Source organism: Chryseobacterium herbae (genome assembly GCF_025154075.1).
Taxonomy (GTDB): Bacteria; Bacteroidota; Bacteroidia; order Flavobacteriales; family Weeksellaceae; genus Chryseobacterium; species Chryseobacterium herbae.
The window spans coordinates 317,690-340,578 of record NZ_JAOAMU010000006.1 but is presented as its reverse complement, the minus strand read 5'-3'; the positions used below and the strand labels follow the sequence as shown (position 1 = coordinate 340,578).

Below are 22,889 nucleotides of genomic sequence, written 5' to 3'. Positions count from 1 at the left end.
ATCATGAAAAAAATATTATTATTCATCTTGCTTTCAGTTTTTACATTTGGTCAGGAAATTTCACCTTACCATCCAGCAAAACAAGATAACGCTTGGCGAGGTTATGAGCCTACACAATTAACTTTTTATGATGCAATGTTTGTTGCCGGAGCTTTGCAAAACTTTGTAACAGATCGTATGGCAATGGTGGTGACTGGATCAGACGCTTCAACATATCATTTTCAAGACAAGTTTTCCACCGGTAAATTAAATATTGCTTTAAAGCAGGAAAAGATCAAATCAAATGTTGCGGTTCCGGAGATTGTAATCAGTATTAAAATTTCAGGTGACAAAGACAAAGTATATACATTCTTCGTTGAATATTGGGGAACAACAATTGATTGGGGTGCTAAAAAAGCAGATGTTGAAAGAACACACATGCAAGATGTCATAAGACTTCATTTTAATGGAGGGAAACCTTATATTACCATAACAAATGGTACTTACAAAAGCACTTCTGACTTTGAAAACTTTTTCAATACTTTACTGGAAAAGCCATAAGGATAAACGCCAGCTTGTATAATAAAAATCTGTTCTGTATTTTTGTGCTATGTCTAAGCCGAATAACAGATTTTTGGAACGAAATATAGCTGTAAGAAGCTTTTTTTCACAATTGGAAAGTAAAAATCCCAATTGGAGAATTGAAGCACTCGAAAGGGAGACAGCAGACAGGTTTTTCATAAGCGAGCGAACGGTGCGGGCTATTGTAAAACAGGAAGGAATATATTTAGAATTAAAAAGCGTTTAAATCACATTTAAACGCTTTTTTTTTGCATATTAAAAATATTTGTATATTTGCATTGTCAGGCTTGCGAGTCGGGCAACCCTTGAGGGATAAATTTTTAAAGAAGTTTATCCCTCATTGTATTTTTAGGGGTATTTAAAAAGATCACCATCATTGAAGAAATAAATTTCATCAGATGAATAGTTTTCTTTATTCTTTTCATTTAAAATTGCCTCTGCCCTTTTTGTCATAATTTCTTTATTCATTTTTTTATCAAGTTGGGAATCTGAAATTACAGCAACTGCACTTTGCTTTGATGCTTGATTTGCGTTTCCTGTGATGTTTTTTATTGCTTTTGGACGCTTAACGTCCATATAAACACCATCAACTTTTAAATCAGGATTAGAGCTTTTATGGTCTAATTTAGACAATATTTTTTTTCTTGCATTGGGTTCTGAAATATGGATTTCAGGTAATATTTCAACTTTTTTACCCTGCTTTGCAAAAGCGTTAGATACATTAAGAATGTCATTATAATCTTCTGCATTTGTATTTACTAAAAGATGTTTTTGCACTGAACCACCACCCTTAAATTCTTTTACGATCTCAAACTGCTTATCTACAGGAAGTTCATATATCTTTTGTTTGGCAAACTGCTGTAAGGAACTGTCTGAATTATGAGCAAGTAATTTTAGTGATTTTATTGACGTTCGGTCCTTTTCCAAATTAGTAAAATCAACGCTGTAAGCTTCGGAAGTAAATACTTTTCCTGTTTTAAGAGGATTGTTTTTAAACTCTTCTTTTACGATGTCATCTGCAGGCAAACCTTCTGTCGGCTCTTCGTCAGTTTGTTCCAGATCACATCTGCACCCCCAATCCAGTGGTGGCATGTGTGTGTTCCAAAAGGCATCATTAACAGGTTTGATAATTCCGTCAAATGCTTTATGTTCCGGACGTACCCTGGCATCATTTATAGTAACAAATTTTAAGTTGGGATATAAGTCTGTGTTTTTTTGAAAATCTGCAAATTTATTAGCCATATTCACTGTGGCAATAGTTTGATTAAATTCAGTTTCTAACCAACGATTATTATATTCACTATCCAATAAATAGGCATCCAATTCAAAGTCTTTCCAAGATTGTAAATGGCCATTTTTAAACAAAAGGCTTTTTAGGTTTCTGTTAAAAGATTCTTCCTTAAAAGCAGAAAATTCTGCAAGATTTGTTTTTAATTTTTGGACCAGCTCTTTATCTGAAAATTCAAAATTATCCGGTACGGCTTTATCTACACCGGATGAAAGCTTTTTGAAATATTGATTCCAAAGGCTGGTTCTGAGTTCTTCTGAAACATTTCTTTCCTCAAAAGCTTCCCGGATGTATTTTTTAATAAGCCCGCTTAAAGTAAAATCAGCAACCAGTTTTTTTGGTTCATGATCACAACATTTTGAGCGGTAGAATAATCTAAGCGGGCCTATTCCTTTCCCGGATCTTCATTTTTGATGATTGCTGGTAATTGGTTTCCACTTGGCATGGTTTCAATTTCAACACCATATACTTGTTCTATGTAGTCTTTTTTAAGAATATAACCGGAACCTAAAAGAACACCGTCAATTTTAATTTGTTCACCTGCATCTTTTGTTTGTTCAATAATGATTCTCGCATTTTCGGGTATGTTGTAGCCAATATTTCTCATTGCCGGAACTAACACATCATTAAGCCAACTCAGCATCTTTTTTTCATCTGCCTGAACTAATGCCAATAAAGTGTTTTCGTGTACATTTCCCTGCGCTTTTGATGCTCCGTTGTCCGTTGTCATGGTTTGGTGTACAACCAGTTTTGACATTTCAGCATCTAAAGCTTTGATCTTTTGAAAAAATACATTGAAGGCATCACCTTTTGTGTTTTCTTTTATCTCAATTTCTGTTCCTGTTGGAAATACTCCATAAGCAGCAGATCCCATTTCCTGCAACCATCCAGCAACCTCATTTTTAACAGCATCACTTTGTGAAGCTACTTTTGCAATCCTGATAGGAATTCCAAATAATTCCTCAAATTCATCCCATGAACCCCATGAGTGACGTTTTAGACAAGTATATGGAAATGCTTTTTCCAATATGCCAATATGGTCATATAGTTGTGTGTGCAAGAGGATATCTTCAAATTTTGTGATGTCCAGCCCCATACTGGTGAAATCATTAATTATCTGCTTTTTTTCCGGCACATATAAGCCATATGGAATAGGCTCAATATTTAATATCTCACCTTTGTGAAAGTCATTAATAAATAAACAGATTCCACCCCTATAGGTTGAAGTATGAGCTTCTTCAATAGCCTTTTCAAACCACTGTTTATTTCTTATAAAGTTTGTTAATTTATCATCCCTTTTATCATCAATGGCAAAAACATAGGTTTTTAGAGTTGATCTTAAAGTCCTGTTTCCGGTGACAGCTGTCAAGTGTCCGTCCATCATAGCATCGTCATACACTTCCTGCAAATAAAAATTGCTAGGATTATCAATACTATACCTGCGATTTCTTGCAGCCTGCCAGTCATTTAATTCCTTACGCCAAATCTTTTTTTGTCGTCGTAGAACATCCACCATTGTTTTGGTGACTGATTCAATATTATTAGGTGTTACTTTTGAAAGTTTTACTTCTTTATTAAAAGCGTTACCGCCAATGGTGGCGGTTGATGTTTGATGAAATTTCATAATTGTATTTTTTAGCCCCTCATTATTCGGTCCATTTCTCTTGTTACTTTGTCTTGGATTTTTCTGTCAAGATATTGGGACTTTCCAAAAAATTGACGCTTTGGTAGGTTTCCAGATCCTTCATTATGATCACTGGCATAATCCTTATAAGTATAAAAAACTACTCTTTGCCTTGATCTTCTAGCTCTGAAAGAATTTATTAATTTGTTTCCACCAGTTCTGTGACCTACCAAGATTGCCCGGCCTTGTTCTCTTTGTCCAAACTTTGTGAGTTCGCCACGTGATCCCACTCTGTTGGTCCTATATCTTGTTTTATCTCTTCCACGTGTATCATCTTTTTTTCTATCCTGCCACTTTGTAAAACTTGTATCTGTATAGCCCTGTTTTCTAAAGTTCATTTTTATGAAATTCAGACCTTCAACTTCTATGATCCGGGGGAGCTTCTCAGGGAGTGCCTGGCTTGCTCTGTCGAGTATTCTTTGTAAATCTCCTAAATCAGACATTACCAATGATTTTTATATGATTTTTTACTACCCAATTTTAAAAAAGGTATTTCATCAGGTATTCCATCCCCGTCAAGATCTTCTTTTTTCCTTGGGAGATTTGCTTTCCATTCTCCTGAAGCAATTTTTTCAAGCCAGTTCATTGCTTCTTGGTAGTCAGCATCAGCATCAGCCGGAACTGGTTTTTTTCTTCTTTTTGGCAAATCATGGGAAATGATTGCTTTTAGATACTTAACTACTGTTCTATTTCTATCATCTCCAGTTTTAGAAAATACTTCGTTCATGTCATAATAACTGCCAAGGTATGTTTCCATAAGGCTGATATCCTCTTTAATGATTTCGCCAACTATATCATCATCTTTGTTAGTAATGAGGTCAATTATTTCTATAGTGGTTATTGTTTTAAGTTCTTCTTTTGTAAGGAAAGCCATCAGATTGATATTTTTTTAGATTGATACTTTGGAGCAAGTGTTCTGTAGATTTTAGTTTTGAAACTTTGACGGTAGCTCATGATTGCTTCCATTGTTGCTTCTTCTGTTTCGTCATCAGTTTGCTGTAATGGTTTAAACTGTTCACCACATAGAAATTGAAGTTTTTCCGCAATCGCGTCGAGCAAATCAATTTCCATTAAGCCTTCTTCCGGATCACTTGTGTTATTGTGCTGAGACATCCATCCGTCTTTACAGTATAAGATCACATCCAGTGTACAAGTTCCTTCTTGATTCTGCTCAGTCATTGTTTCATAAGTGATTTTGTGAATACGGATTAAAACAGCGGTCCAGTAAGACGGAAAACCATCTTCAGTTTCTCTGAACTGGTCCCGGAATAGGTCTATATATTCAAGTTGCTGGATTTCTTTAAGCTTGTTTTTTATTACAATGAAGAGTTCCTTTCGTGGTGTCATAATCTGCGTTTTTTATTTTTGCCTATAACGGGTCTTGTATTGCTGTCTTCCTTTTGGGAGTAACCAAATAACAAGCGCCCTTTTCTGACACATTGTTCAAGAACGTCTAATACATCATCAGGACTGGTAGTACCTTTTTCAAATGCTGTAATGTGTTCAAAGGTATTATCCATATCAATCGTGCCCTTTAATCTTTCATCAAATGTTATTAAACCTTTCATAAAAGTTCCTGTTAATGTTGCATCAATCTTATCATGTTTGTCCCCTGATGCATGATCACATATCGGAATGTCTGCTGCGTTGTTATCTTCACAGGCAATTAACCATTCAGGCTCATATACAATTTTTTGTGAAGCTGTGGCATCATAATAGGAAATTATGGACATGCCTAAGCTGTTGTATCTTTTTTGCCACTCATAATGCTTATCCATAGCATCAGACCGTTCACATTGTCTGTTAAATAATTCTAAAACATGTGCCCTTCCATTTGCCATTGATATTATTCCACCTGCTTTAAAATTTCCATTTTTGGTGTATGATAAATCCCAAAACTCAATTAACCCCGAAAAAATTTTATTTGGATTTGTTGATTTATATTTTATCCATTCAGCCTTAATTCTTTTTCCTTTTTCAATAGGATTGTTGTAGTCCTCACGTTGAGAGGTGTGATAGTCAGTCTTTGACTTGATATCTTTAATGTCTTTTTTAGTGTAGCGTTGATGCCAGGAAGGGTTGTCTTTTTCATCTGCAATATTCACTATATGTTCATCAAAATGTTTTGATTTTTTATAAGCTTCTTTTATCCCATCAAGAATTCCTTTTTTTACTATGTAATTGTTTGGTACAATCATACGTCCTCTTCTAAGATGAAACGCTTTTCCTAAGTCACCAGTGATTTTTTCTACATTTTCTTGTACTAAGATTTGATTTTTTGCTTGTTTTCTATCTTCACAGTCGTCTATTGATGCAAAATCAATTCTGTTTGCTCCTAATCTTAAACCCCTAAAAGGTTGGTTTAATCCAAGTGCTTTGAAAATTCTCCCATCATTTGTTTGAAATTCACCATCAGCCCAATTTCCATAATTCATCTGAATTCCAAAATCTTTAATGTATCTCTCATTAAATTGCAAGTGAGTTTGTAAGTCAGATAATAATAAGTTTGAAAAATCTTGATTTCTGCCAATAAGTAACCCGAAAAATATCTCATTGTTTTCTTTTAAATGACAGATATTTCCAACATTTGTATGAATAGATTTTGCCGAACCACGAAACCATTTTCTCATTTGAATTATAAAAGGATCATCAAACACTTTTTCATAAGAGCTTTGATGAAAATCAGCACATGGAGCATCTGCCAGTGACAGTGATACACCTACACCAAAATAATAATCAAAAAATTTGGTATAATTCTCCGGCTTCAATAGGTCATTAATTCTTTTCTCTTGGTCCTCTGTTGTTTCTTTAACAATAGAATTATAAGTAAGTTCCTTAATGATCTTTGATTTGAGCCTGAATTTATCTAGGGCTGTTTTGTAATCTGTTGCTGTCATTAAATTAAGGTTTCAATGTAATTCTCCTGTAGAGTTCGTATTTTCTTAAGAAGCAAAAGGTTGTCTTCACGCTTTTTCCCACTTGATTTTGCCGTTATGTCAGTGAACCAATCTATGAGAGCATCAAAGGATTCCATTGAATAAACAGCCTTCTTTTTTATATCATCCATTTTATCCCATGCAGATGCAAGCTTAGAAATGTCATCAGGTTTGTAAGGCATCTGTTTTCCTGACTTTATAGAAGCAATATTTGATCTGATCATTGCTTTTATTTCATTAGGTGAAATGTTATGAAGTTGCTTTTCATCATCCCAATTATGTCTTTTTTTCCAGTCAGTAAGAGTTTTAACACCCACCTTGATGGTTTCCATTTCTGAAATGGACTGCAAAGTGTACCCACGAATATATAAGCCTAAAGCGTCTTTCATTTTCTTATCACGTTCTGCATTTCGCATCCGGCCTTGTTGCTTCACCTCTTCTGTGTCGGTGGTTTCAATTTTTTTAACTCTTTTATTCATGATTGCTTGTATTTACCGTCAATTACCAGTTTGTCATTATCTGCGAAATAGATGTTGTTAATAGTCATTCCATCATATTCGAGCATTTTTTTAGCTTCAATCATAACCGGGATAAAGCTGTCTTCATTCAAAATCTGTTCGATTCCAACACCTATTTCAGGTGTTTTTTTAAATTCTCCTTTGAAGGCCTGTAAAATGTGTTTTTGATGCTGATTGTCACTTTCTCCAATCACAAAATCACCATTGCTGATTTGTAAGTCATCGTTAAATAAAAAGTCTTTCATGAAGGCAAATTTCATCTATATAATACATGCACGAAATTCTATAATCAACCATTGCCAAAACGTCGGCAATCATTGCCAAAATACTGGCAACCATTGTTCTGTAACTTTTTTTTAGATCGTAAAGCCCCCAATTTTGCCTTGTTGATTTACAAAAACAATGGCAGAATATAAATTCATAGTAAATACGGAAAATGTAAACTCTTACGGGTATAGGATTCTCACAGAAGGCATTGACACAGATCAGTACGAAAGAAACCCGGTTGTATTGTTTATGCATGATCGTGGAGATTATAAACCGTCCGGCGACGAGGTAATTGGAAAAGCGAGACTAGCAAAAGAAAATGATATTCTTTTAGCTTACATAACCTTTGATTCTGAGAACGAATTTGCTTCCAAAATAGAAAAAAAGGTCGCTGGCGGTTTTATAAATATGTGTTCAATGTGGGCTGATCCAATCACCACAACATTAGATCCAAAACTTGCGCTTCCGGGACAGCAGTACGAAACTGTAACAAAATGTAAACTGATAGAAATTTCTATTGTTGACATTGGCGGGAATGATGATGCTTTACGCCTTTCCGGTGGGAAATCTAAACATAAACTACAATTATTAAATCAAAATACAATGTCAGAATTAAAAGTGATTGCGCTTGCATTAGGTAAAGACGCAAACAGCACAGAAAGCACAATTCTATCGGCAGTTACTGAAATGAAGCTGTCTTTGGAAACCGAAAAAGGTAAAACCGAGGAATGGAAAAATAAATATATCCAGCTACAAAAAGCGGAAGCGACAGCTTTAGTTGATAAAGCCGTAAAGCTTGGATTGTTCCCGGAAGACTTGAAAGATGGTCAGATTTCTTTATTTGAAACTGATTTTGATAACCAGCATCAGAAATTAAGCAAACTGATAGAAAATAAAGAAACCGAACACGAAAAGAACGGCAAAAAAGAGGTTGTGGAAGGAGTGATCCAGTTAAACAAGAAAACAAGCTCTGAAAATTCTGCTGATGAATCATTTGACTACCTACAAAAACATGATCCTGCCAAGCTTGCTTTGATCAGGGAAAATGAACCTGAACAGTACCGAAAATTAAGTTTGGCTTACTCAAACGGTGTGAGACACAAAACGAACTAAAAAATTTAATCTAAATAAAATTATGAAAAGAAGACTTTCATTAACAGCATTAGCCATCAACTTTATTTTAGCTTTTGCATTCTCATTTGTAGCGTCTCCGATGCTTGGTGTTAACCCTTTTTTGCTGACCGCTGGTATTGTCATTACACATGCCGTTGTCACTTATTTCAAGCCAATGCAAGTAGGAATTTTACAAGAGGGTTTGCAAAAAGAAGTTTGGATTGCAGATATTAAAGAGAATCCAATACCGGATATGAGCTTTATTAATCAGTCCGTCGATATGTCAGCATTTGTGGAAAATGACGCTCTAAATCTTGCTGAAGCGGGTGTTGAGCCGGATGTCCATGAAGATTATTTTGCAACCAATAGCGGTGAATTACCGATTCAGGCAATTGATGACATTCCTCACAGAGTTTTGTTAAAGGATTATTCAACTAATCAAACAAGACACTCAAAATTAGCTGACATGGAACTGGCATACAATAAAAGAGCATCTGTAATTAACAGACACCGTAATGCTATTGCCAAGAATATGGCACAAAGAACAGCCCACGGCTGGGGCGCTTCGACAAATGATGCATTTAATAAAATTTTAAATCTTGGACCAACAGATTCTGTAATTGATGGTCTGATTGATATGCAAAGGTTTTTCCGTGATTTGGACCTTGACATGAGTAAAATGAATATCGTTTTAAACTCTGATCATGGTTCAAGAATAGAAAAAGAGAATAAAAAACTGTACAAAGAAATCACCGCTGAAAAGGGTGCTGAATTGTACGATTTCAAAATTTTCTTCTATTCTAAAACCCCATTCTATACAGATGCCGGAGTTAAGAAGCCTTGGGGCTCTACTATCGCGGGTACTGACAAAAAATCTTCTATCATTTGGAATTCAGATGAGGTGTTCAGATGCTTTGGTTCTACAGATATGTTTGCAACTCTTGGTCATTCAGGTTGGCAAGCTGATTTGATTTCTTTTGCTCAGAGAGCTTTAACCGGGAAGATTCGCGCAAACAATCCAAAGTACCTGGGAACTATTCTTTAACCATTAATTTTTTTTAAAATGTCTACAATAAATAAAAATGCATTAGATTTTTTCAAGACAAACCCCAATGTAAATGAGGTTTTCGCTACTACAGACGGATATGTTTTTGTAAAAAAACTTGATGCGACAAATCACGCAAAAACTTTAAATCCGGATAGTCCAGAGGTTGAACCTATCAAAAATGAAGAACAGCCAGTGGAGGACAAAAAAGAAGGTACTGTAAAACTTAGCGTGGCAGAGCTTAAAGCTTTAAAAGATAAAGCTACACAGGAATATACCGAATTATTTGGTTCTGCTCCTGACAGTAAGCTTTCAGGTGCTAAAATTCAGGAATTGAATGACGCTAAAAAGACTGAATTAGCAAATGAAAATCCCGACGATGAGGAAAATTAATTACATAGCCGTGCATTGCACTGCAACACCTCAGACGACATCTATTGATTCAATAAGAAATTACTGGAAAACAAATCTGAAATGGAAAATGCCCGGCTATCATTTTATAATAAAACCTGACGGAGAGATTGTCCAGCTTTTGGATATTAGCAAAGTTTCAAATGGTGTTTTTGGCCATAATCACGAGATTATCAATATTTCCTACATAGGTGGTGTTGACAAAAACAACAAAGCCATTGATAACAGGACTGATTCACAAAAAGCAACAATGCTGACAAAGCTTAAAGAGCTTAAAAAGCAATTCCCGAATGCAATTATTCAAGGACACCGGGATTTCAAAGGTGTTAAGAAAGATTGCCCGTCTTTCAACGCCAAAAAAGAGTATGAAAATATTTAAAACCTTGCTTCTCGTCTCTAGTGTTTTTCTTGTTTTGGAATCCTGCCGAACAGTTCGGCAGGTTTCACAAACAAAGGAGACTTTAAGCGAAAGCAGCACCATAAAGAAAACGTCTTACAAAGACACAGTTTTTTACACAGAAAAAGCAACCGCAACTCTCAGAATTCCAATCAAAGATTTTGACTTTCCGGACACTCGTTTAAACAGTGTTTCAACAACGTTGAAATCTAATTTAAAGCCTATTATTTACGAGAAAAAGACGGGTAATGCTACAGTCAAGGTTGTACATGACAGCTTATATTTTTATGCTACTGCTGAATGTGACAGCCTCGCTTTAAAGGCTAAAATCCGGCAAGAGTTTGAAAGTTATTATAAAAATATTGCTACAGCCGAAAGTAAAGAAGAAAAGGAAAAGCAAAAAGCTAATTATTGGATGTGGGGATCACTGATTGTAATTGCTTTTATCGCTGGTTTTATAACCTCAAAAATCTATTAAAAATGTTACCTAATATTAAATTTAACATCTCAACAACTGGTTTAGGTAGATTACCTGCTGATATCCAAAAAATCCCAGGGCTGGTTATTACCGGAAAGAGTGTTGTCAATAAAGTTACAATTGGCAAATCCTATCAGCTGTTTTCGTTGGATGAAGCCGAAAGTCTTGGAATTGATGAAACGCAAAATCCTTTTGCCTACAAACATATCAAACACTTTTATGATTATTCCGGTGAGCGTGCCGAATTATGGATCATGCTGGTATCTGATGCCACAACTATGGCGCAGATGGTCGATAAAACAGGCGTTATTGCAACAAAATTAATTCAGGATGCAGGCGGTAAAATCAGAGTGCTTGGAGTGATCAGGGAATCAGCCGGAACTGAAACATCAGCAAACGGACTTGATGCAGATGTTGACACAACCGTGATTGCTTCACAGGCTTTAGCAGATTATTTTGCAGAAAAGTATTATCCATTCAGGGTAATTATTTCGGGGAACAATTTTTCCGGATCTGCAACTGAACTTAAAGATTATTCAACTGCTAACTATAACCGTGTTTCTGTTTTTCTTGCCAATACAGACGGAAGCAAAGAAGCTTCAATTGGTTTAGCCTTAGCAAGGCTGGCGCTTATTCCAGTACAAAGAAATATTGGAAGAGTGAAGGACGGACCTGTAGAAGAGGTTCAAGCTTTCTTTACCAATGGGGTCAAAGTTGAAAGTAGCTCCACCGCTTGGGAAACTATGCACAGTAAAGGCTTCATTATTTTAAGAAATTATGTTGGCCGTGTAGGATTTTTCTTTTCAGATGATCCAACGCTGACAAAGGTGGAAGATGACTTTAAGTCATTAGCTAATGGTTTTGTCATGGACAAAGCGATTCTAATTGCTTATAACACTTTAGTCAATGAGTTACTTGATGAGGTTCCGGTTACTAAGACAGGAACAATACACCCGGCAATTATTAAAAATTGGCAGGCAAATGTGGAAAGTCAATTAACAGGGCTCATGGTTTCCACAGGAGAATTAAACGGATGTCAGGTTTTTATTGATGAAAATCAAAACATCCTTACAACCGGGATTCTTAATATAAGAATTGCATTACAACCTGTAGGATATGCAAAGTATATCATTGTTAACATAGGTTTCACAACAAATATTGAATAAAATGGCAGAAAACACAAAATTTGACAGTGCCCAGTATTCATGGGCTGATGTTTCAGTTTCGATGGGAGGCCGAATTGTCACAGGACTTACCAGTGTTTCATACACAGTAAAACAGGCCAAAAGTGTTTTAAAAGGCAGAGGCAACAAAGGACATAAAATCTTACGTGGTGATAAGGAATTTGAAGGATCAATCAAAATATGGCAATCTGAACTGCAAGCAATGATAAAATCTGCACCGGGTAAAGATGTTTTAAGCCTCAATTTTGATCTGGTTGTTGCTTATACTCCAGCTGATGGAGGACAGAACACCACAGACATATTGGTTAGCTGTGAATTTACTGAGTATAAAAAGGAAATGAATCAAGGCGATACCAATATGGAAATTGAATGTCCTATCATCTTTTTAGACCTTAAAGAGGATCAATAAATTTTTACATATCAATTTTTTTTTAAAACCCACTCTGATTGGGTGGGTTTTTTCTAACAATTAAAAACAACAAAACAATGTCAGTTACACAAGAGCAAATTAACGAATGGAAGGAAAAACATGGTGGAGTTTACGCCCTTCCGGTTGAAGATAAAACAGGATATCTACGTGAACCAAACATGAACGATTATAAAAGAGCTTTTTCTGCCATGCAAAAAAATGGTGATATTGCTTTTGGTGAAGAACTTTTGTCTGCACTTTGGCTGGGCGGTGATGAAGCCATAAAAACGCAGGATGAATACTTTTTAACTGCTAAGAAGGTTCTGATCGACTTTTTCAATTATCCTGATGCTATCATCAACAATATAGCAAAAGGAAAAACTGAAATCCTTATTGGGGATGAAAGATGTGTGATCCGTGTTATTACACGTGAAGATCTGAAACTTTCAGAAAAAAGAAACCCTACCGGTAAACCTTTTGTAACTCAAGAAGCACTGTTTAATATGGTTTGCGAGGATAAAACAGAAGGGTTTGAGGATGTGAAAAGAGCCGAAATAAGATTTCCTCTATATCAGGCAATCGAAAGCCTGCAAAACAAGAAAATTGGTCAGCTAAAAAAGCTTTAAACGGGGCAATTGTTGACAAAACAATTACCTCGGCCAAAGATCTTGCTGATGATTTGGTACTTCTCCAAGATTCTTATGTCCTTCAAACTGCAATAAGAATATACAACGCTTTACTAACCTATTACATGCATATTCCTGAACCGGGCGTGCTGTCTGATGAAGATTGGGCAGAAAAGCTACAGGATTTACACTTTATACGTCAGAAGGAAAAAGAAGCTTCTGAATCCAGCTAATGAATGTTTATCAATACATAGTACGAATTAATAATCACGCCAGTTCTGCACTGCAAAGTATTGCAAGTAGTGCCGGGGTGGCAAATAACCGGATTCGTAGTGTGATATCATCCATGCAGAACATGAATCAGCAATCAAATGCTGTGACAGGTTCGCTGGGTAAACTTAAAACTATGCTTGCAGGTGCTTTTGCATTTGCAAGTATTATGAGTTTTACCAATAAGGTGATTGAAGCCCGGCAGGAATATGAAAAATTTGACGCTGTACTTACTAACACTTTTCAGAACAAAGCCATAGGTCAAGGCGCAATGGCCTTACTAACTGAATTTGCACAGAAAACCCCTTACCAGCTTAATGAGCTGACAGGCGGTTTCATTAAACTGGTAAACCGTGGTGTCTATCCTACCTATCAGGAACTAACAAAACTCGGTGACTTAGCTTCTTCACAAGGGAAATCATTTGACCAGTTGGTTGAAGGTATTTTGGATGCTCAAAGTGGTGAATTTGAAAGAATGAAAGAATTTGGTATTAAAGCCCAAAAGGAGGGTGATAAAGTCAAACTTTCCTTCAAAGGAATTACCAAAGAAGTAAAAAACAATGAGACTGCAATCCGGGATGCTATCCTTGAATTTGGAGGTATGAAAGGTGTGGCTGGATCAATGGAGGTAGTTGCTGAAACATTGGGCGGTAAAATTTCAAATCTTGAAGACCAGTTTTGGGGATTCTTGGTTGCTGTTGGTAGTTTCGGTGGCGGGATCTTTGGGCAGGTGCTGGGAGGAATGGCAGACGGCTTGGAATTCCTTCAACAATATCTTCCACAAATTGCCCATTGGTTTGATATCGTGTGGCAGAATTTACAACCTGTAGCATTAGCCTTATGGGATCTGATAAAAGCAATTATTGGTATAAAAGGATCAGGGGACGCGCTCCAAACATTTAGCAACGTTATGATCAGTGTTTTACTTGTGATAAATTGGTTTAAAGAAGGAATGCTTTGGCTGATAAGTATTATAAAGCCTTTTGCTCCATTAATCCGTGATGCTGCAATTGCCTGGGGAATTTTCAATCTAGTAATGGCAATGACACCAGTTGGATGGATTGTAGTCGGAATTGTCACATTAATAACCCTGATTGGAATACTGATAAAATACAGTGATGGTTGGTCTGAAAGCTGGATGAATATGAAAATACTCTTTGAAGCTATATGGAACCAAATAAAAGGCACACTCAATATAGGTGTGGAAGCATTTAAGTTCGGTTTTAATCTGATTTTCCTTTACGCTAAAGATTCTGCCCAAAATATTGTTGGGGTGTTCTCAAAAGTTGGGGACGCAATAAAACTGGCTATGCAAGGAGATTTTTCAGGTGCATTTTCTAAGATCACGGAAAAAGTCAAAACAGAGGCAGAAGGTGAAATTGCAAAGCTAAATAGTGACTTTGCCAAAAAGCTAGCAGATCACGGAAAACAAACAAGAGAAAATTTAAAAGCTGGTCAAAATGCTGCTAAAGGTATCGGGATTACGTTTGACACAGATGGCATCCAAAAAGACTTTAGCAAGCTTAAAGATTCTTTCAAAGGTTTACAGGGGGAAAAGCAAGGTAATAAAAACGATTATCTAAATGCCATCCCCGGATTGAAAGGCGGGGCAAAAAAGGAGGACGGCAAAGATGAAAAAGATAAAAAGAAGAAGAAAGCAGGAGACGGCATCACCGGGGGTGGTTCCCGCTTAACCAACATCACCATCAACATAAATAAGTTGCAAGATCAGACCGTCATTAATGTCAGCAAAACAGAGCAAGGATTAAGCGGTTTAGGTGATCAGGTTCAGGAAATCTTATTAAGAGCTGTTAACAGCGCAAACCAAATGCAAACAAACTAATGAGCTATACTTTTGATTTAAAAGAATTGGTTGCCAGGGCACACTTTGACTATATCGGTCCTGTTTTTCCAAACTGGTGGGCAAAGAATAAACAAAAACACACTTTACCCTCTTTAAATGGTTCTGTTTCCGGTGTTTCATTGGGACAAAAATATTTCCTAACACTTAAGGTGATGGACAAAGAAGGAAACGAATATACATTTCCGAATGAACCACTAATTTCTGTAAGCTTGGCGAAAACGATTGTTGAAACAGCAACTGTGGGTAAAGAAAGGAAAGGAACTGTAAAAGAATATATCTGTACGGAAGATTATCAAATTTCTATAAAAGGAGTCTGTATGATCCCTGACAATTTGGACGAATATCCGACAGAGCAAGTCCGGGAACTACACAGTATGTTTGAAATAAATGATTCTCTTGAAGTTTATGCCAATCCTTTCCTTGAACTTTTTGGAATTAGAAACATTGTAATGAAAGACATCCAGTTTGATGAAATGGCAGGTGAACAGGGATTGCAAAAGTACTCAATTACGGCTGTATCTGATCAGGATTTTTACGCTGATTTGAAAGAAAAAGAGAAGACAAATAAACTCTTAAACACATTAGGCTAATGTACATTTTATCTGCAAAAATTGAGATAGGCAACTATATTTTCAATTCAATAAACGAAGTCGAAATTACAAAGACAGTCGAAGAACTGGTTGACACAGCAATTATTAAAATGCCATTGCGGTTTAAAGTACGGGACAATAATGAACAAAAATTTACGGAAGAGGTAATAAAAGTTGGTGATCCTGTTAAAATTACATTGGCATACGAGGGAAAATATGAGGGAGTTGAATTTGAAGGCTATGTGGCCCGTGTAAAAACTAAAATTCCTTTAGAAATTCATTGTGAAGACGCTATGTGGATTTTACGCAGAAAAAACATCACTAAAGCTTTCGGAAAAACAACCATGAAAGAAATATTGGAAGAGGTTGTAAAAGACACTCCAATAAAACTGTCAAAGAGAATCCCAAGCGTTGCACTGGAGAAGTACATAATAAAAGATGCAAACGGGACACAGGTATTACAGGGATTGAAGGAAAATTTGGCAATGACAGTTTTTCTGGAAGATGACGGAAGCTTGTATTGTGGTCTTCAACAGGCAACTAATATCGGGCAAATAGTGATCTACGATCTCAATTATAATTTGGTAGAAAATAACTTAGAATTTAAAACTTCTGAGGACAAAAGAATAAAGGTAAAATACACCTACATAGATAATAAAAATCAGCGTAAAAGCTACGAGTTTGGAGATAAAGACGGAGAATTGAGAACCTATCACACCTCTGTAGTTTCTGACGAAAAAAAACTTGAAGAGATGGCAAAAGCTGAAATCAAAAAACTAAAGTATGATGGTTTTGAAGGCGATGTAACCAGTTTTTTAATTCCATATGTTACGCGAGGGATGGCAGCAGAAATCCGGGATATTGAACATAAAAACCGCGAAGGAAATTATTTTATTAAATCAGTCATCACGACTTTTGGAACCAATGGAGCCAGAAGGAAGGCAACATTAAGTAACAAACTATGACGAAGGATTTACAAACTGCTTTTGCAAAGCTGGGAAAAAGGAGTGTTGACACTTTTCCGGCAGAAGTGGTTTCCGTGGATAAAGTAAACGGTGTTTGCAAAGTTTCAGACGGTCAACTGGAATATGATGAGGTTCAATTATCAGCGACGGTTGAAGAAAATGGAAAAAGGTTTTACCTGTTTCCTAAAATTGGAAGTTATGTTTTAGTCTCTCCAATTAATGAAGATCTGCACAGACTATACGTTGAATTTTTCAGTGAAATCGAAGATTTTGATTTGAAAATTGGTGTTACAGAATTGCAGATAGATAGTGAAGGTTTTCTTCTTAAGAAAGAAAACGAAACATTGAAAGAATTAATGTCAGACCTGATCAAAGCCTGTAAAAATTTAAAGTTTCAAACTAATACAGGTGTCACAATTAAGTTATTGAATTTACAGGACTTTATTATTGTAGAAAACAGATTTAATCAATTTTTAAAATAAGTTTAAATGCCAATTACAGAAGCACAAGCCAAGGCAAAATTAAAATTAAAACTGAAAACAGTTCGTGACAATGTAACTGATCCGGATGAAGCACTGGATGGTTTGGTTGACGCTCTTTATGAGATTGTCAAAATGTTACAAACGGATGCGACTGTTATCGGTGTTTGTCCTTCAGGAGGAGGTCCACTAACGCTAGGAAAAATCACATAATGAAAAATAAGGTATTGCACAATCAAACACTTTTAGATATTTCTATACAAAATACAGGAAGTGTCCAAAACTGTTTTCAAATAGCTTTAGCAAATGGCATTTCGGTGACTGATGCGTTAACAACCGGATCTAACTTGGAAGGCGCAAAAATAGCTGTTGTTGATGAGGATATCCAATTTTATTTCAAGGCAAAAAAAATACAACCTGCTACAGGCATAACAGAAAATTTGATTGAAATAAAACCTTTAGGAGGAGTAAATTATTGGGCTATAGAAGAAACTTTTGAAATACAATAAAATGAGATCTGTAGAAGAAATTTATAATAGTTTGGTAGAAAGAAAAGGAACTTACACAGCTTTGGATGAGCTTACTTCCACTTCTAAAACGGCAATATGGGTCAATCTACTTTGGGTATTTGCTTTTGTGACTTGGATTCATGAGAATATTTTTGAGGAACACAAAAAGGAACTATCTAAGATGATTGACGAAGAAAAATCACATACATCAAGATGGTACAGGAAAAAAGCAATGGCTTTTCAATATGGTTTCTCATTGATGACGGATTCAGACCAATTTAACAATATTGGGATGGAAGATAAAGTTGAAAGCTCAAAAATAATTAAGTATTGTGCTGTAACTGAATCTTTAATAGAAAGCCGTCTAATTATCAAAATTGCAACTGAAACGGATGGAGTTTTACAACCCATTACGAATGAGCAGAAGGCATCATTTGAATACTATATTTCAGAAGTGAGGGATGCCGGAGTACAGACGACAGTTGTTAATTATTTACCAGATAAGCTACAGCTATTTATTAAAATAAAACGTGATCCGAATGTTATCGACTCAAATGGTGTTTCAATTTTGTACGGAAACGAGCCAGTTAAAGATGCCTTATTAAAATTTAGGAAAGAACTTCCATTTAATGGTGAACTGATCCTAAACAAACTGGTGGACAAATTACAGGAAATTGATGGAGTAATAAATCCTCATCTTATAAATGCGAAAACCTCATGGATAGATCCTGTTATTGGAGATTATGGAGTTTTTGAAAATGTAGAAATTTCAAAAATTCCAATCAGTGGGTATTTTACAATAGATTTTGAAAATAGTGAGTTTACATATGTGGTATAAATTAGACGCTCAACGATTGATATTACAAGCTTGGCCTTCAATATTAAGGACACCTGTTATTAGTTCATTTTTATCACTTGTCTCAGATGAAATTTCAGACCTAAACAATATGTTTACTGTCAATAGATCATCGAACATCACAAAAATAAAACATAACTCACAGACTTGTTTTCTGCGAAAGATTTTGAATGATACATTTGATTACCAACGTAGAATAAAGATTGTAGAAGGTATTTTAAAAAAACCGAAATATATCTATACTGACGGGGAACAGCGACCTAAATGGTTAGGAGAAATGATTATTTATTCCAAAGAGGAGACGGAAGGAAATGGTGTTGATTTTACGGTTGTAGTTCCGGGGGAACTTAAAAATTATCAGATTGAACTGAAAGCATTAATAGACTTTTACAAATTAGCGGGGAAACGCTACAAAATTGTTATAGATGAAAACATTTAATTTTAACCAAACGGGAGGTTTTAAGCTTATTACAGAGGTCCTTTCAGGACTTCAGGACGCATATTCCATATTTTCAGGTGTTGCTAAAATGGCCGGCGAAAAAGCGATCGTTTCGGGTTGTGAAGATCTTGGCGTTACTGTTGGAGACGGTCTTGTCGTCATCGGTGGTGAAACCCTAGAGTTTAAAGGAGGTGTAAAGCAAAACACTGTCATTATAAAAGAGGAAAATACAGGTGCCACGTTTGAAGATGGCAGCATAAAGCCTTTTGAAAAATATCGCTATGCAACGTTTGGTTACTCTGGAACTGCTTTTAATTGGGCAGATTTTAAAAGGGTCACACCTCTTAATGCTCTAGAAGATCGAATTACAGCTTTGGAAAAAATGACTGCTCCAATTCGATCCGGAGGCGGTCGAATGTTGTGGTGTAAACCTGCAAACTTAATCCCTCCAGGTTGGGTTGCTGATGATGGATGGGAAAAATTAGCACCTGTTGGTTTAGATCCATTAAATCCTGCATTTGATGAAGTAGGAAAAATAGGGGGAGAGGAAAAACACACTTTGACTATCGGTGAATTACCTCAGCATAGATTTAAGCTTTTCGGGTATGGAGGAATTAATTCTCCGCGATTGATTGACAACCCGAACGGTGTTGCGTCTGTTGTAGGAGATTCCCCAATAGATAATGAAGACTGGAATTATTCAATTACTTCCGCTTCAGGGGATGCAGGCATAGGAAATACAAACGAATTAGGGGCTGGCATGCCACATAACAACATGTCGCCTTACAGAATTGTAATTTACATTAAGTACGTAGGATAATGGCAAAAATATCAAAATTAAATCTAAGACAATTATTTGCTAGGGGGTTAAAACCAGCCCAAGAAGCTTTTTATAATTTTTTTGACAGCTTCTGGCATAAAGATGAGCTGATTGAAATTGCATCGGTAAAAAATTTGCAGTCCGAACTTTCAAACAAATTAGATACAGGTGCAAAGGATACATTAATTGCTGCTTTTGATCAAGCCGTGGAGAATATGACCGAACTCGCCCAAAGTGCCTATAAAGGAATTGCGGAAGCTTCCACAACACCTCCGGCAATAGGTGTATTCTGGTACCGTGTAGAAGATGGAAATTCTACGACTTTTACACACTTTCTGAACTCTTCAGGCGTGGCAATTCAGACGGTTGCCACAGACTTTAAGGATGTAAATGATAATTATTATGATGTCAGCTTGGAGATTAATGACAATATAGCAAAGAAGGTTAAAAAACTACGGCCAGCAGTTGGGTTTTCGGAAAATGAGTTTAATAGCCTGGCTGAAGATTTGGGGGAAATTAAAGTTTCGTTAATTTCTAAAAACTTGGCTGATGTAAATTTACCCAGTTCTGTGGCTTCAGGCATTGGAACATCAATATTTACAATGCAATTAAACTCACCACAAAAAATAAGGTTATTAAGAATTAAAGTTGCTACTACTGGTCTAGGAAAATTCACATGCCGCAGAGGTACTTCCACATTAACAATAAAATCCGATGTGCCTTTAAATGCAGGATGGAATAATGTAACTGTTGATTTTGAAGCATTAAGTTCTGATTATATCGGCTACTCCACACTAAATTCAACATCCGATCTTACATATACAGACGCCGGAAATGGTACCTACTACACAGTAAATGGATCTAATCAAATTGTAGAGCATCCGGGGAATATTGGATTAGAAGTGTTTAACGGTATCTATGATGGAAATAAATTTAAAGATATTATAGGAATAAAGCCTGTAGGAACAAATGATTTTAATCGACTAAAGCGTTTATCAAAACCTGTCTTACAGGAAAGTGACCATGGTGTTGTATCAGTTTTTAATTTACCCGCTACAGAAGATTTGATGAGTAATAATAAAATTAATGTGAATGGTTCTGTTTCTGGTAATTTTTCAATTAATGAAGGATATAATTTCTCATTAGGTTTTATTGTAAGGTTCCCCAATAAATACACTTCAAATAAGAATATATCAATCATTAATTGTGGATCATTTGCACTTACGATCTATGCTGGGACATCCGGGATAGGGGTTTTTAAAGATGGTGAATCAAATGGTATTGCTTATGACTATGGTAATAAAGATGTGTATTTTGTAGTGAAGGGTAACGCTTATTTTATTGCTATTTGGGTAGATGGAAGGGAAATTGGATTTTTTAATAAAGGCAAGAAGGTTTCGAGTATTAATTGTAATTTTCCTGTACCTGATAATCAAGTGTTAAAAAATATTACACTATGGGATAGAGAAATATCTAAAGAAAGGTTAACAGATTGGATGGCTTCTTTAAATCCCTTTAAATTGTCTTCACCTCAAGATAAATTTTTTCCGGCACAAGGTATACAGATGAGTAATCACCTACTTGAAGGAAATACTAAATTTTTCATTCCCGGAGAACAAACAGTTGTTAAATTCAAAGGAAAATATTTCATGTACTTCACAGCAGCAAATGGGACCCCAGATGTATTTATTGAAGCAGGTATCGCTGTTGCTATATCAGGGCGGCCTGATGGAGGCTTTATGATGCACTCTAACTATGTTGTTATTGGCGGTCTGGAACATGCAGAACATAATACAGCAGGAGTCCCCAGTGCGATGGCTGCCTGGGCTGGCGTTGTTAATGATTATGTATACGTATTCGCTGCTATGGATTACAATTCTCCAAGTGAGGGCGGGAAAATTTTTAAATCTTCCGATGGCGTTAACTTTACATTTGTAAGAAATATTACAACGGAGGAAGGAGATATTCCTTATTTGGCGAATGTAGGAATGTGTACTACTAAAGTTGATGGATTTTATTACGGAATAATTGAAGGAAAGCTATCAGGTAGTGCTCCATGGAGTTTATTTTTAGTCAAGTCAGAAAATTTTGAAGGCCCTTATACAGTTGTACAGAACCTTCCAAGTTTAAACATATTCGGTTCAAGTGGCGGACCTGATCTGATGAGATCAGTCAATGATGACAGATGGATCTGTGTTTATCATGCATGTCATAATACATCAGGGACCGCTTTTGCTCCGACTGATATTTTCTATGCTGAATGTAAAGATCTAGAACCAATAAACTGGATTAAAAAAGGACGTGTTTTGGCTATCAATGATGAGCTGGAGTATTATAACGCATTCAACTGCGATCAGGTTGCAACTCCTGGCATTATTGAAGAAAATGGTGTCACATATATGAACTATGTGTTGGCTCAAAATAGTCCAACGTTGCACTGCCAGATTAGGTCTGTGAAATTTAATGGAACCAAAGAAGAGTTATTTGGTTTGGTTCCGGATTAATATATAATTGATTATAAAATGACTACTAATATAATTTCCTTATTTAAAGGCATTATCCTTCTAATATTATCATATATAGGAATAATTATCACTTATTCGGAGGGGCTTAATATTCACATTCGTGAAGGCTCACCCGGTTGGTTTTTAATCATAATTTTATGCTTTATTCTTACATTGAAAGGAATACATCAAATATACACTTTCATCCGTAGAAAACTGCGTTGCTTTCATTTAAACCTATTAAGACAAAAACGAAAAAACCAACGATATGCAGCAAAACAAAATAATCGTAGAAATTGATGGCCTCTTTGACTGGCCATATAGCGCACATGATTGGATTATTATTGTTTTAGCACTTGCAGGGTATATTTACCGAATGTATCTCTGGCATAAAACGCCTGATGTAAAGAGCCCGGAGGTTAAAGATTGGATTGGTATGGCTGTTCTGGTGATGATCTGCACAATCGGCCTTTATGAGCTTGCAATTTACAAACAGTGGCCAATGAAAATTTTCTTTCTACCGTTTGCTGTAGCAATTGTACTTTCAAAAGATCTTACAGATTGGATGTTTCTGAGTAAAGAAGGCAAAAAGTTTGTAATTAATGCGTTCAAAGAAATGATATCTGGCATCATCGAAAAATTTGGATACATAAAAAAATAATTTCAAAGCCGATTT

The 22,889-nt window shown here is 35.9% G+C and carries 29 protein-coding genes; 21 read left to right on the top strand and 8 right to left on the bottom strand.

Translation table 11 applies throughout. The features are described from left to right. The first annotated feature begins 3 nt into the window (after window positions 1-3). Window positions 4-540 (top strand): hypothetical protein, encoded by a 537-nt coding sequence (locus N0B48_RS18900; protein WP_259840518.1) that lies wholly within the window; start codon window positions 4-6, stop codon window positions 538-540. A 369-nt stretch (window positions 541-909) separates the two neighbouring features. On the opposite strand, the gene N0B48_RS18895 is transcribed toward N0B48_RS18900, so the two are convergent. The 8 genes from N0B48_RS18895 to N0B48_RS18860 form a co-directional block, all read right to left on the bottom strand. Further along, the gene (locus N0B48_RS18895) at window positions 910-1,926 is read right to left on the bottom strand and encodes a phage minor head protein (RefSeq protein ID WP_259840517.1); all 1,017 of its coding nucleotides are present in this window, start codon (window positions 1,924-1,926) and stop codon (window positions 910-912) included. A 308-nt stretch (window positions 1,927-2,234) separates the two neighbouring features. Then, window positions 2,235-3,473 carry a phage portal protein family protein gene (locus N0B48_RS18890; protein WP_259840516.1) on the bottom strand — a complete coding sequence of 413 codons (1,239 nt, stop codon included), beginning with the start codon at window positions 3,471-3,473 and terminating at the stop codon, window positions 2,235-2,237. A gap of 11 nt (window positions 3,474-3,484) precedes the next feature. Further along, on the bottom strand, window positions 3,485-3,976 hold the full coding sequence (locus tag N0B48_RS18885) for a phage morphogenesis protein (protein ID WP_259840515.1): 492 nt from the start codon (window positions 3,974-3,976) through the stop codon (window positions 3,485-3,487). Then, the gene (locus tag N0B48_RS18880) at window positions 3,976-4,407 is read right to left on the bottom strand and encodes a phage protein Gp36 family protein (protein ID WP_259840514.1); all 432 of its coding nucleotides are present in this window, start codon (window positions 4,405-4,407) and stop codon (window positions 3,976-3,978) included. Before N0B48_RS18880 ends, N0B48_RS18885 begins: the two co-directional genes overlap by 1 nt. Then, entirely contained in the window at window positions 4,407-4,880 is a 474-nt protein-coding gene (locus N0B48_RS18875) for a hypothetical protein (RefSeq protein ID WP_259840513.1), read from the bottom strand. The genes N0B48_RS18880 and N0B48_RS18875 overlap by 1 nt, the downstream gene beginning before the upstream one ends. Further along, window positions 4,877-6,430 (bottom strand): hypothetical protein, encoded by a 1,554-nt coding sequence (locus N0B48_RS18870; RefSeq protein WP_259840512.1) that lies wholly within the window; start codon window positions 6,428-6,430, stop codon window positions 4,877-4,879. Before N0B48_RS18870 ends, N0B48_RS18875 begins: the two co-directional genes overlap by 4 nt. Next, entirely contained in the window at window positions 6,430-6,948 is a 519-nt protein-coding gene (locus N0B48_RS18865) for a terminase gpP N-terminus-related DNA-binding protein (protein WP_259840511.1), read from the bottom strand. Before N0B48_RS18865 ends, N0B48_RS18870 begins: the two co-directional genes overlap by 1 nt. After that, complete coding sequence (locus tag N0B48_RS18860; protein ID WP_259840510.1) at window positions 6,945-7,232, bottom strand: oxidase; 288 nt, start codon at window positions 7,230-7,232, stop codon at window positions 6,945-6,947. Before N0B48_RS18860 ends, N0B48_RS18865 begins: the two co-directional genes overlap by 4 nt. Before the next feature lie 157 nt (window positions 7,233-7,389). Between N0B48_RS18860 and N0B48_RS18855 the strand changes: the two genes are divergently transcribed. From N0B48_RS18855 to N0B48_RS18760, 20 genes are all read left to right on the top strand, one after another. Further along, window positions 7,390-8,367, top strand: coding sequence for a hypothetical protein (locus N0B48_RS18855; RefSeq protein WP_259840509.1), 978 nt, complete (start codon window positions 7,390-7,392; stop codon window positions 8,365-8,367). A gap of 22 nt (window positions 8,368-8,389) precedes the next feature. Further along, complete coding sequence (locus tag N0B48_RS18850; protein WP_259840508.1) at window positions 8,390-9,412, top strand: hypothetical protein; 1,023 nt, start codon at window positions 8,390-8,392, stop codon at window positions 9,410-9,412. A gap of 18 nt (window positions 9,413-9,430) precedes the next feature. Further along, window positions 9,431-9,805, top strand: coding sequence for a hypothetical protein (locus tag N0B48_RS18845; RefSeq protein WP_259840507.1), 375 nt, complete (start codon window positions 9,431-9,433; stop codon window positions 9,803-9,805). Beyond that, window positions 9,792-10,202, top strand: a complete 411-nt coding sequence (locus tag N0B48_RS18840; RefSeq protein ID WP_259840506.1) for an N-acetylmuramoyl-L-alanine amidase — start codon at window positions 9,792-9,794, stop codon at window positions 10,200-10,202. Before N0B48_RS18845 ends, N0B48_RS18840 begins: the two co-directional genes overlap by 14 nt. Continuing rightward, on the top strand, window positions 10,189-10,698 hold the full coding sequence (locus N0B48_RS18835; protein ID WP_259840505.1) for a hypothetical protein: 510 nt from the start codon (window positions 10,189-10,191) through the stop codon (window positions 10,696-10,698). The genes N0B48_RS18840 and N0B48_RS18835 overlap by 14 nt, the downstream gene beginning before the upstream one ends. A gap of 2 nt (window positions 10,699-10,700) precedes the next feature. Then, complete coding sequence (locus tag N0B48_RS18830; RefSeq protein WP_259840504.1) at window positions 10,701-11,864, top strand: DUF2586 family protein; 1,164 nt, start codon at window positions 10,701-10,703, stop codon at window positions 11,862-11,864. Between the two features lies 1 nt (window position 11,865). Next, entirely contained in the window at window positions 11,866-12,291 is a 426-nt protein-coding gene (locus N0B48_RS18825; RefSeq protein WP_259840503.1) for a hypothetical protein, read from the top strand. A 38-nt stretch (window positions 12,292-12,329) separates the two neighbouring features. Beyond that, window positions 12,330-12,917, top strand: a complete 588-nt coding sequence (locus tag N0B48_RS18820) for a hypothetical protein (RefSeq protein ID WP_259840502.1) — start codon at window positions 12,330-12,332, stop codon at window positions 12,915-12,917. A gap of 53 nt (window positions 12,918-12,970) precedes the next feature. Further along, the gene (locus N0B48_RS18815) at window positions 12,971-13,150 is read left to right on the top strand and encodes a hypothetical protein (RefSeq protein WP_259840501.1); all 180 of its coding nucleotides are present in this window, start codon (window positions 12,971-12,973) and stop codon (window positions 13,148-13,150) included. Then, complete coding sequence (locus N0B48_RS18810) at window positions 13,150-15,030, top strand: tape measure protein (RefSeq protein ID WP_259840500.1); 1,881 nt, start codon at window positions 13,150-13,152, stop codon at window positions 15,028-15,030. Before N0B48_RS18815 ends, N0B48_RS18810 begins: the two co-directional genes overlap by 1 nt. Further along, window positions 15,030-15,641: a DUF6046 domain-containing protein gene (locus tag N0B48_RS18805; RefSeq protein WP_259840499.1), complete on the top strand. Its 612-nt coding sequence runs from the start codon at window positions 15,030-15,032 to the stop codon at window positions 15,639-15,641. Before N0B48_RS18810 ends, N0B48_RS18805 begins: the two co-directional genes overlap by 1 nt. Beyond that, window positions 15,641-16,606 carry a late control protein gene (locus N0B48_RS18800; protein WP_259840498.1) on the top strand — a complete coding sequence of 322 codons (966 nt, stop codon included), beginning with the start codon at window positions 15,641-15,643 and terminating at the stop codon, window positions 16,604-16,606. The genes N0B48_RS18805 and N0B48_RS18800 overlap by 1 nt, the downstream gene beginning before the upstream one ends. Next, window positions 16,603-17,088 (top strand): hypothetical protein, encoded by a 486-nt coding sequence (locus N0B48_RS18795; RefSeq protein WP_259840497.1) that lies wholly within the window; start codon window positions 16,603-16,605, stop codon window positions 17,086-17,088. Before N0B48_RS18800 ends, N0B48_RS18795 begins: the two co-directional genes overlap by 4 nt. A 6-nt stretch (window positions 17,089-17,094) precedes the next feature. Next, window positions 17,095-17,298 carry a hypothetical protein gene (locus N0B48_RS18790; protein ID WP_259840496.1) on the top strand — a complete coding sequence of 68 codons (204 nt, stop codon included), beginning with the start codon at window positions 17,095-17,097 and terminating at the stop codon, window positions 17,296-17,298. Continuing rightward, window positions 17,298-17,594: a hypothetical protein gene (locus N0B48_RS18785; protein WP_259840495.1), complete on the top strand. Its 297-nt coding sequence runs from the start codon at window positions 17,298-17,300 to the stop codon at window positions 17,592-17,594. Before N0B48_RS18790 ends, N0B48_RS18785 begins: the two co-directional genes overlap by 1 nt. A gap of 1 nt (window position 17,595) precedes the next feature. Then, window positions 17,596-18,432, top strand: a complete 837-nt coding sequence (locus N0B48_RS18780) for a nucleotidyltransferase (protein ID WP_259840494.1) — start codon at window positions 17,596-17,598, stop codon at window positions 18,430-18,432. Continuing rightward, window positions 18,422-18,889, top strand: a complete 468-nt coding sequence (locus N0B48_RS18775) for a hypothetical protein (RefSeq protein ID WP_259840493.1) — start codon at window positions 18,422-18,424, stop codon at window positions 18,887-18,889. Before N0B48_RS18780 ends, N0B48_RS18775 begins: the two co-directional genes overlap by 11 nt. Next, entirely contained in the window at window positions 18,876-19,709 is an 834-nt protein-coding gene (locus N0B48_RS18770; RefSeq protein ID WP_259840492.1) for a hypothetical protein, read from the top strand. The genes N0B48_RS18775 and N0B48_RS18770 overlap by 14 nt, the downstream gene beginning before the upstream one ends. Next, window positions 19,709-22,213 (top strand): glycoside hydrolase family protein, encoded by a 2,505-nt coding sequence (locus N0B48_RS18765; RefSeq protein ID WP_259840491.1) that lies wholly within the window; start codon window positions 19,709-19,711, stop codon window positions 22,211-22,213. The genes N0B48_RS18770 and N0B48_RS18765 overlap by 1 nt, the downstream gene beginning before the upstream one ends. 268 nt (window positions 22,214-22,481) lie before the next feature. After that, window positions 22,482-22,874 carry a hypothetical protein gene (locus tag N0B48_RS18760; protein WP_259840490.1) on the top strand — a complete coding sequence of 131 codons (393 nt, stop codon included), beginning with the start codon at window positions 22,482-22,484 and terminating at the stop codon, window positions 22,872-22,874. Window positions 22,875-22,889 lie beyond the last annotated feature (15 nt).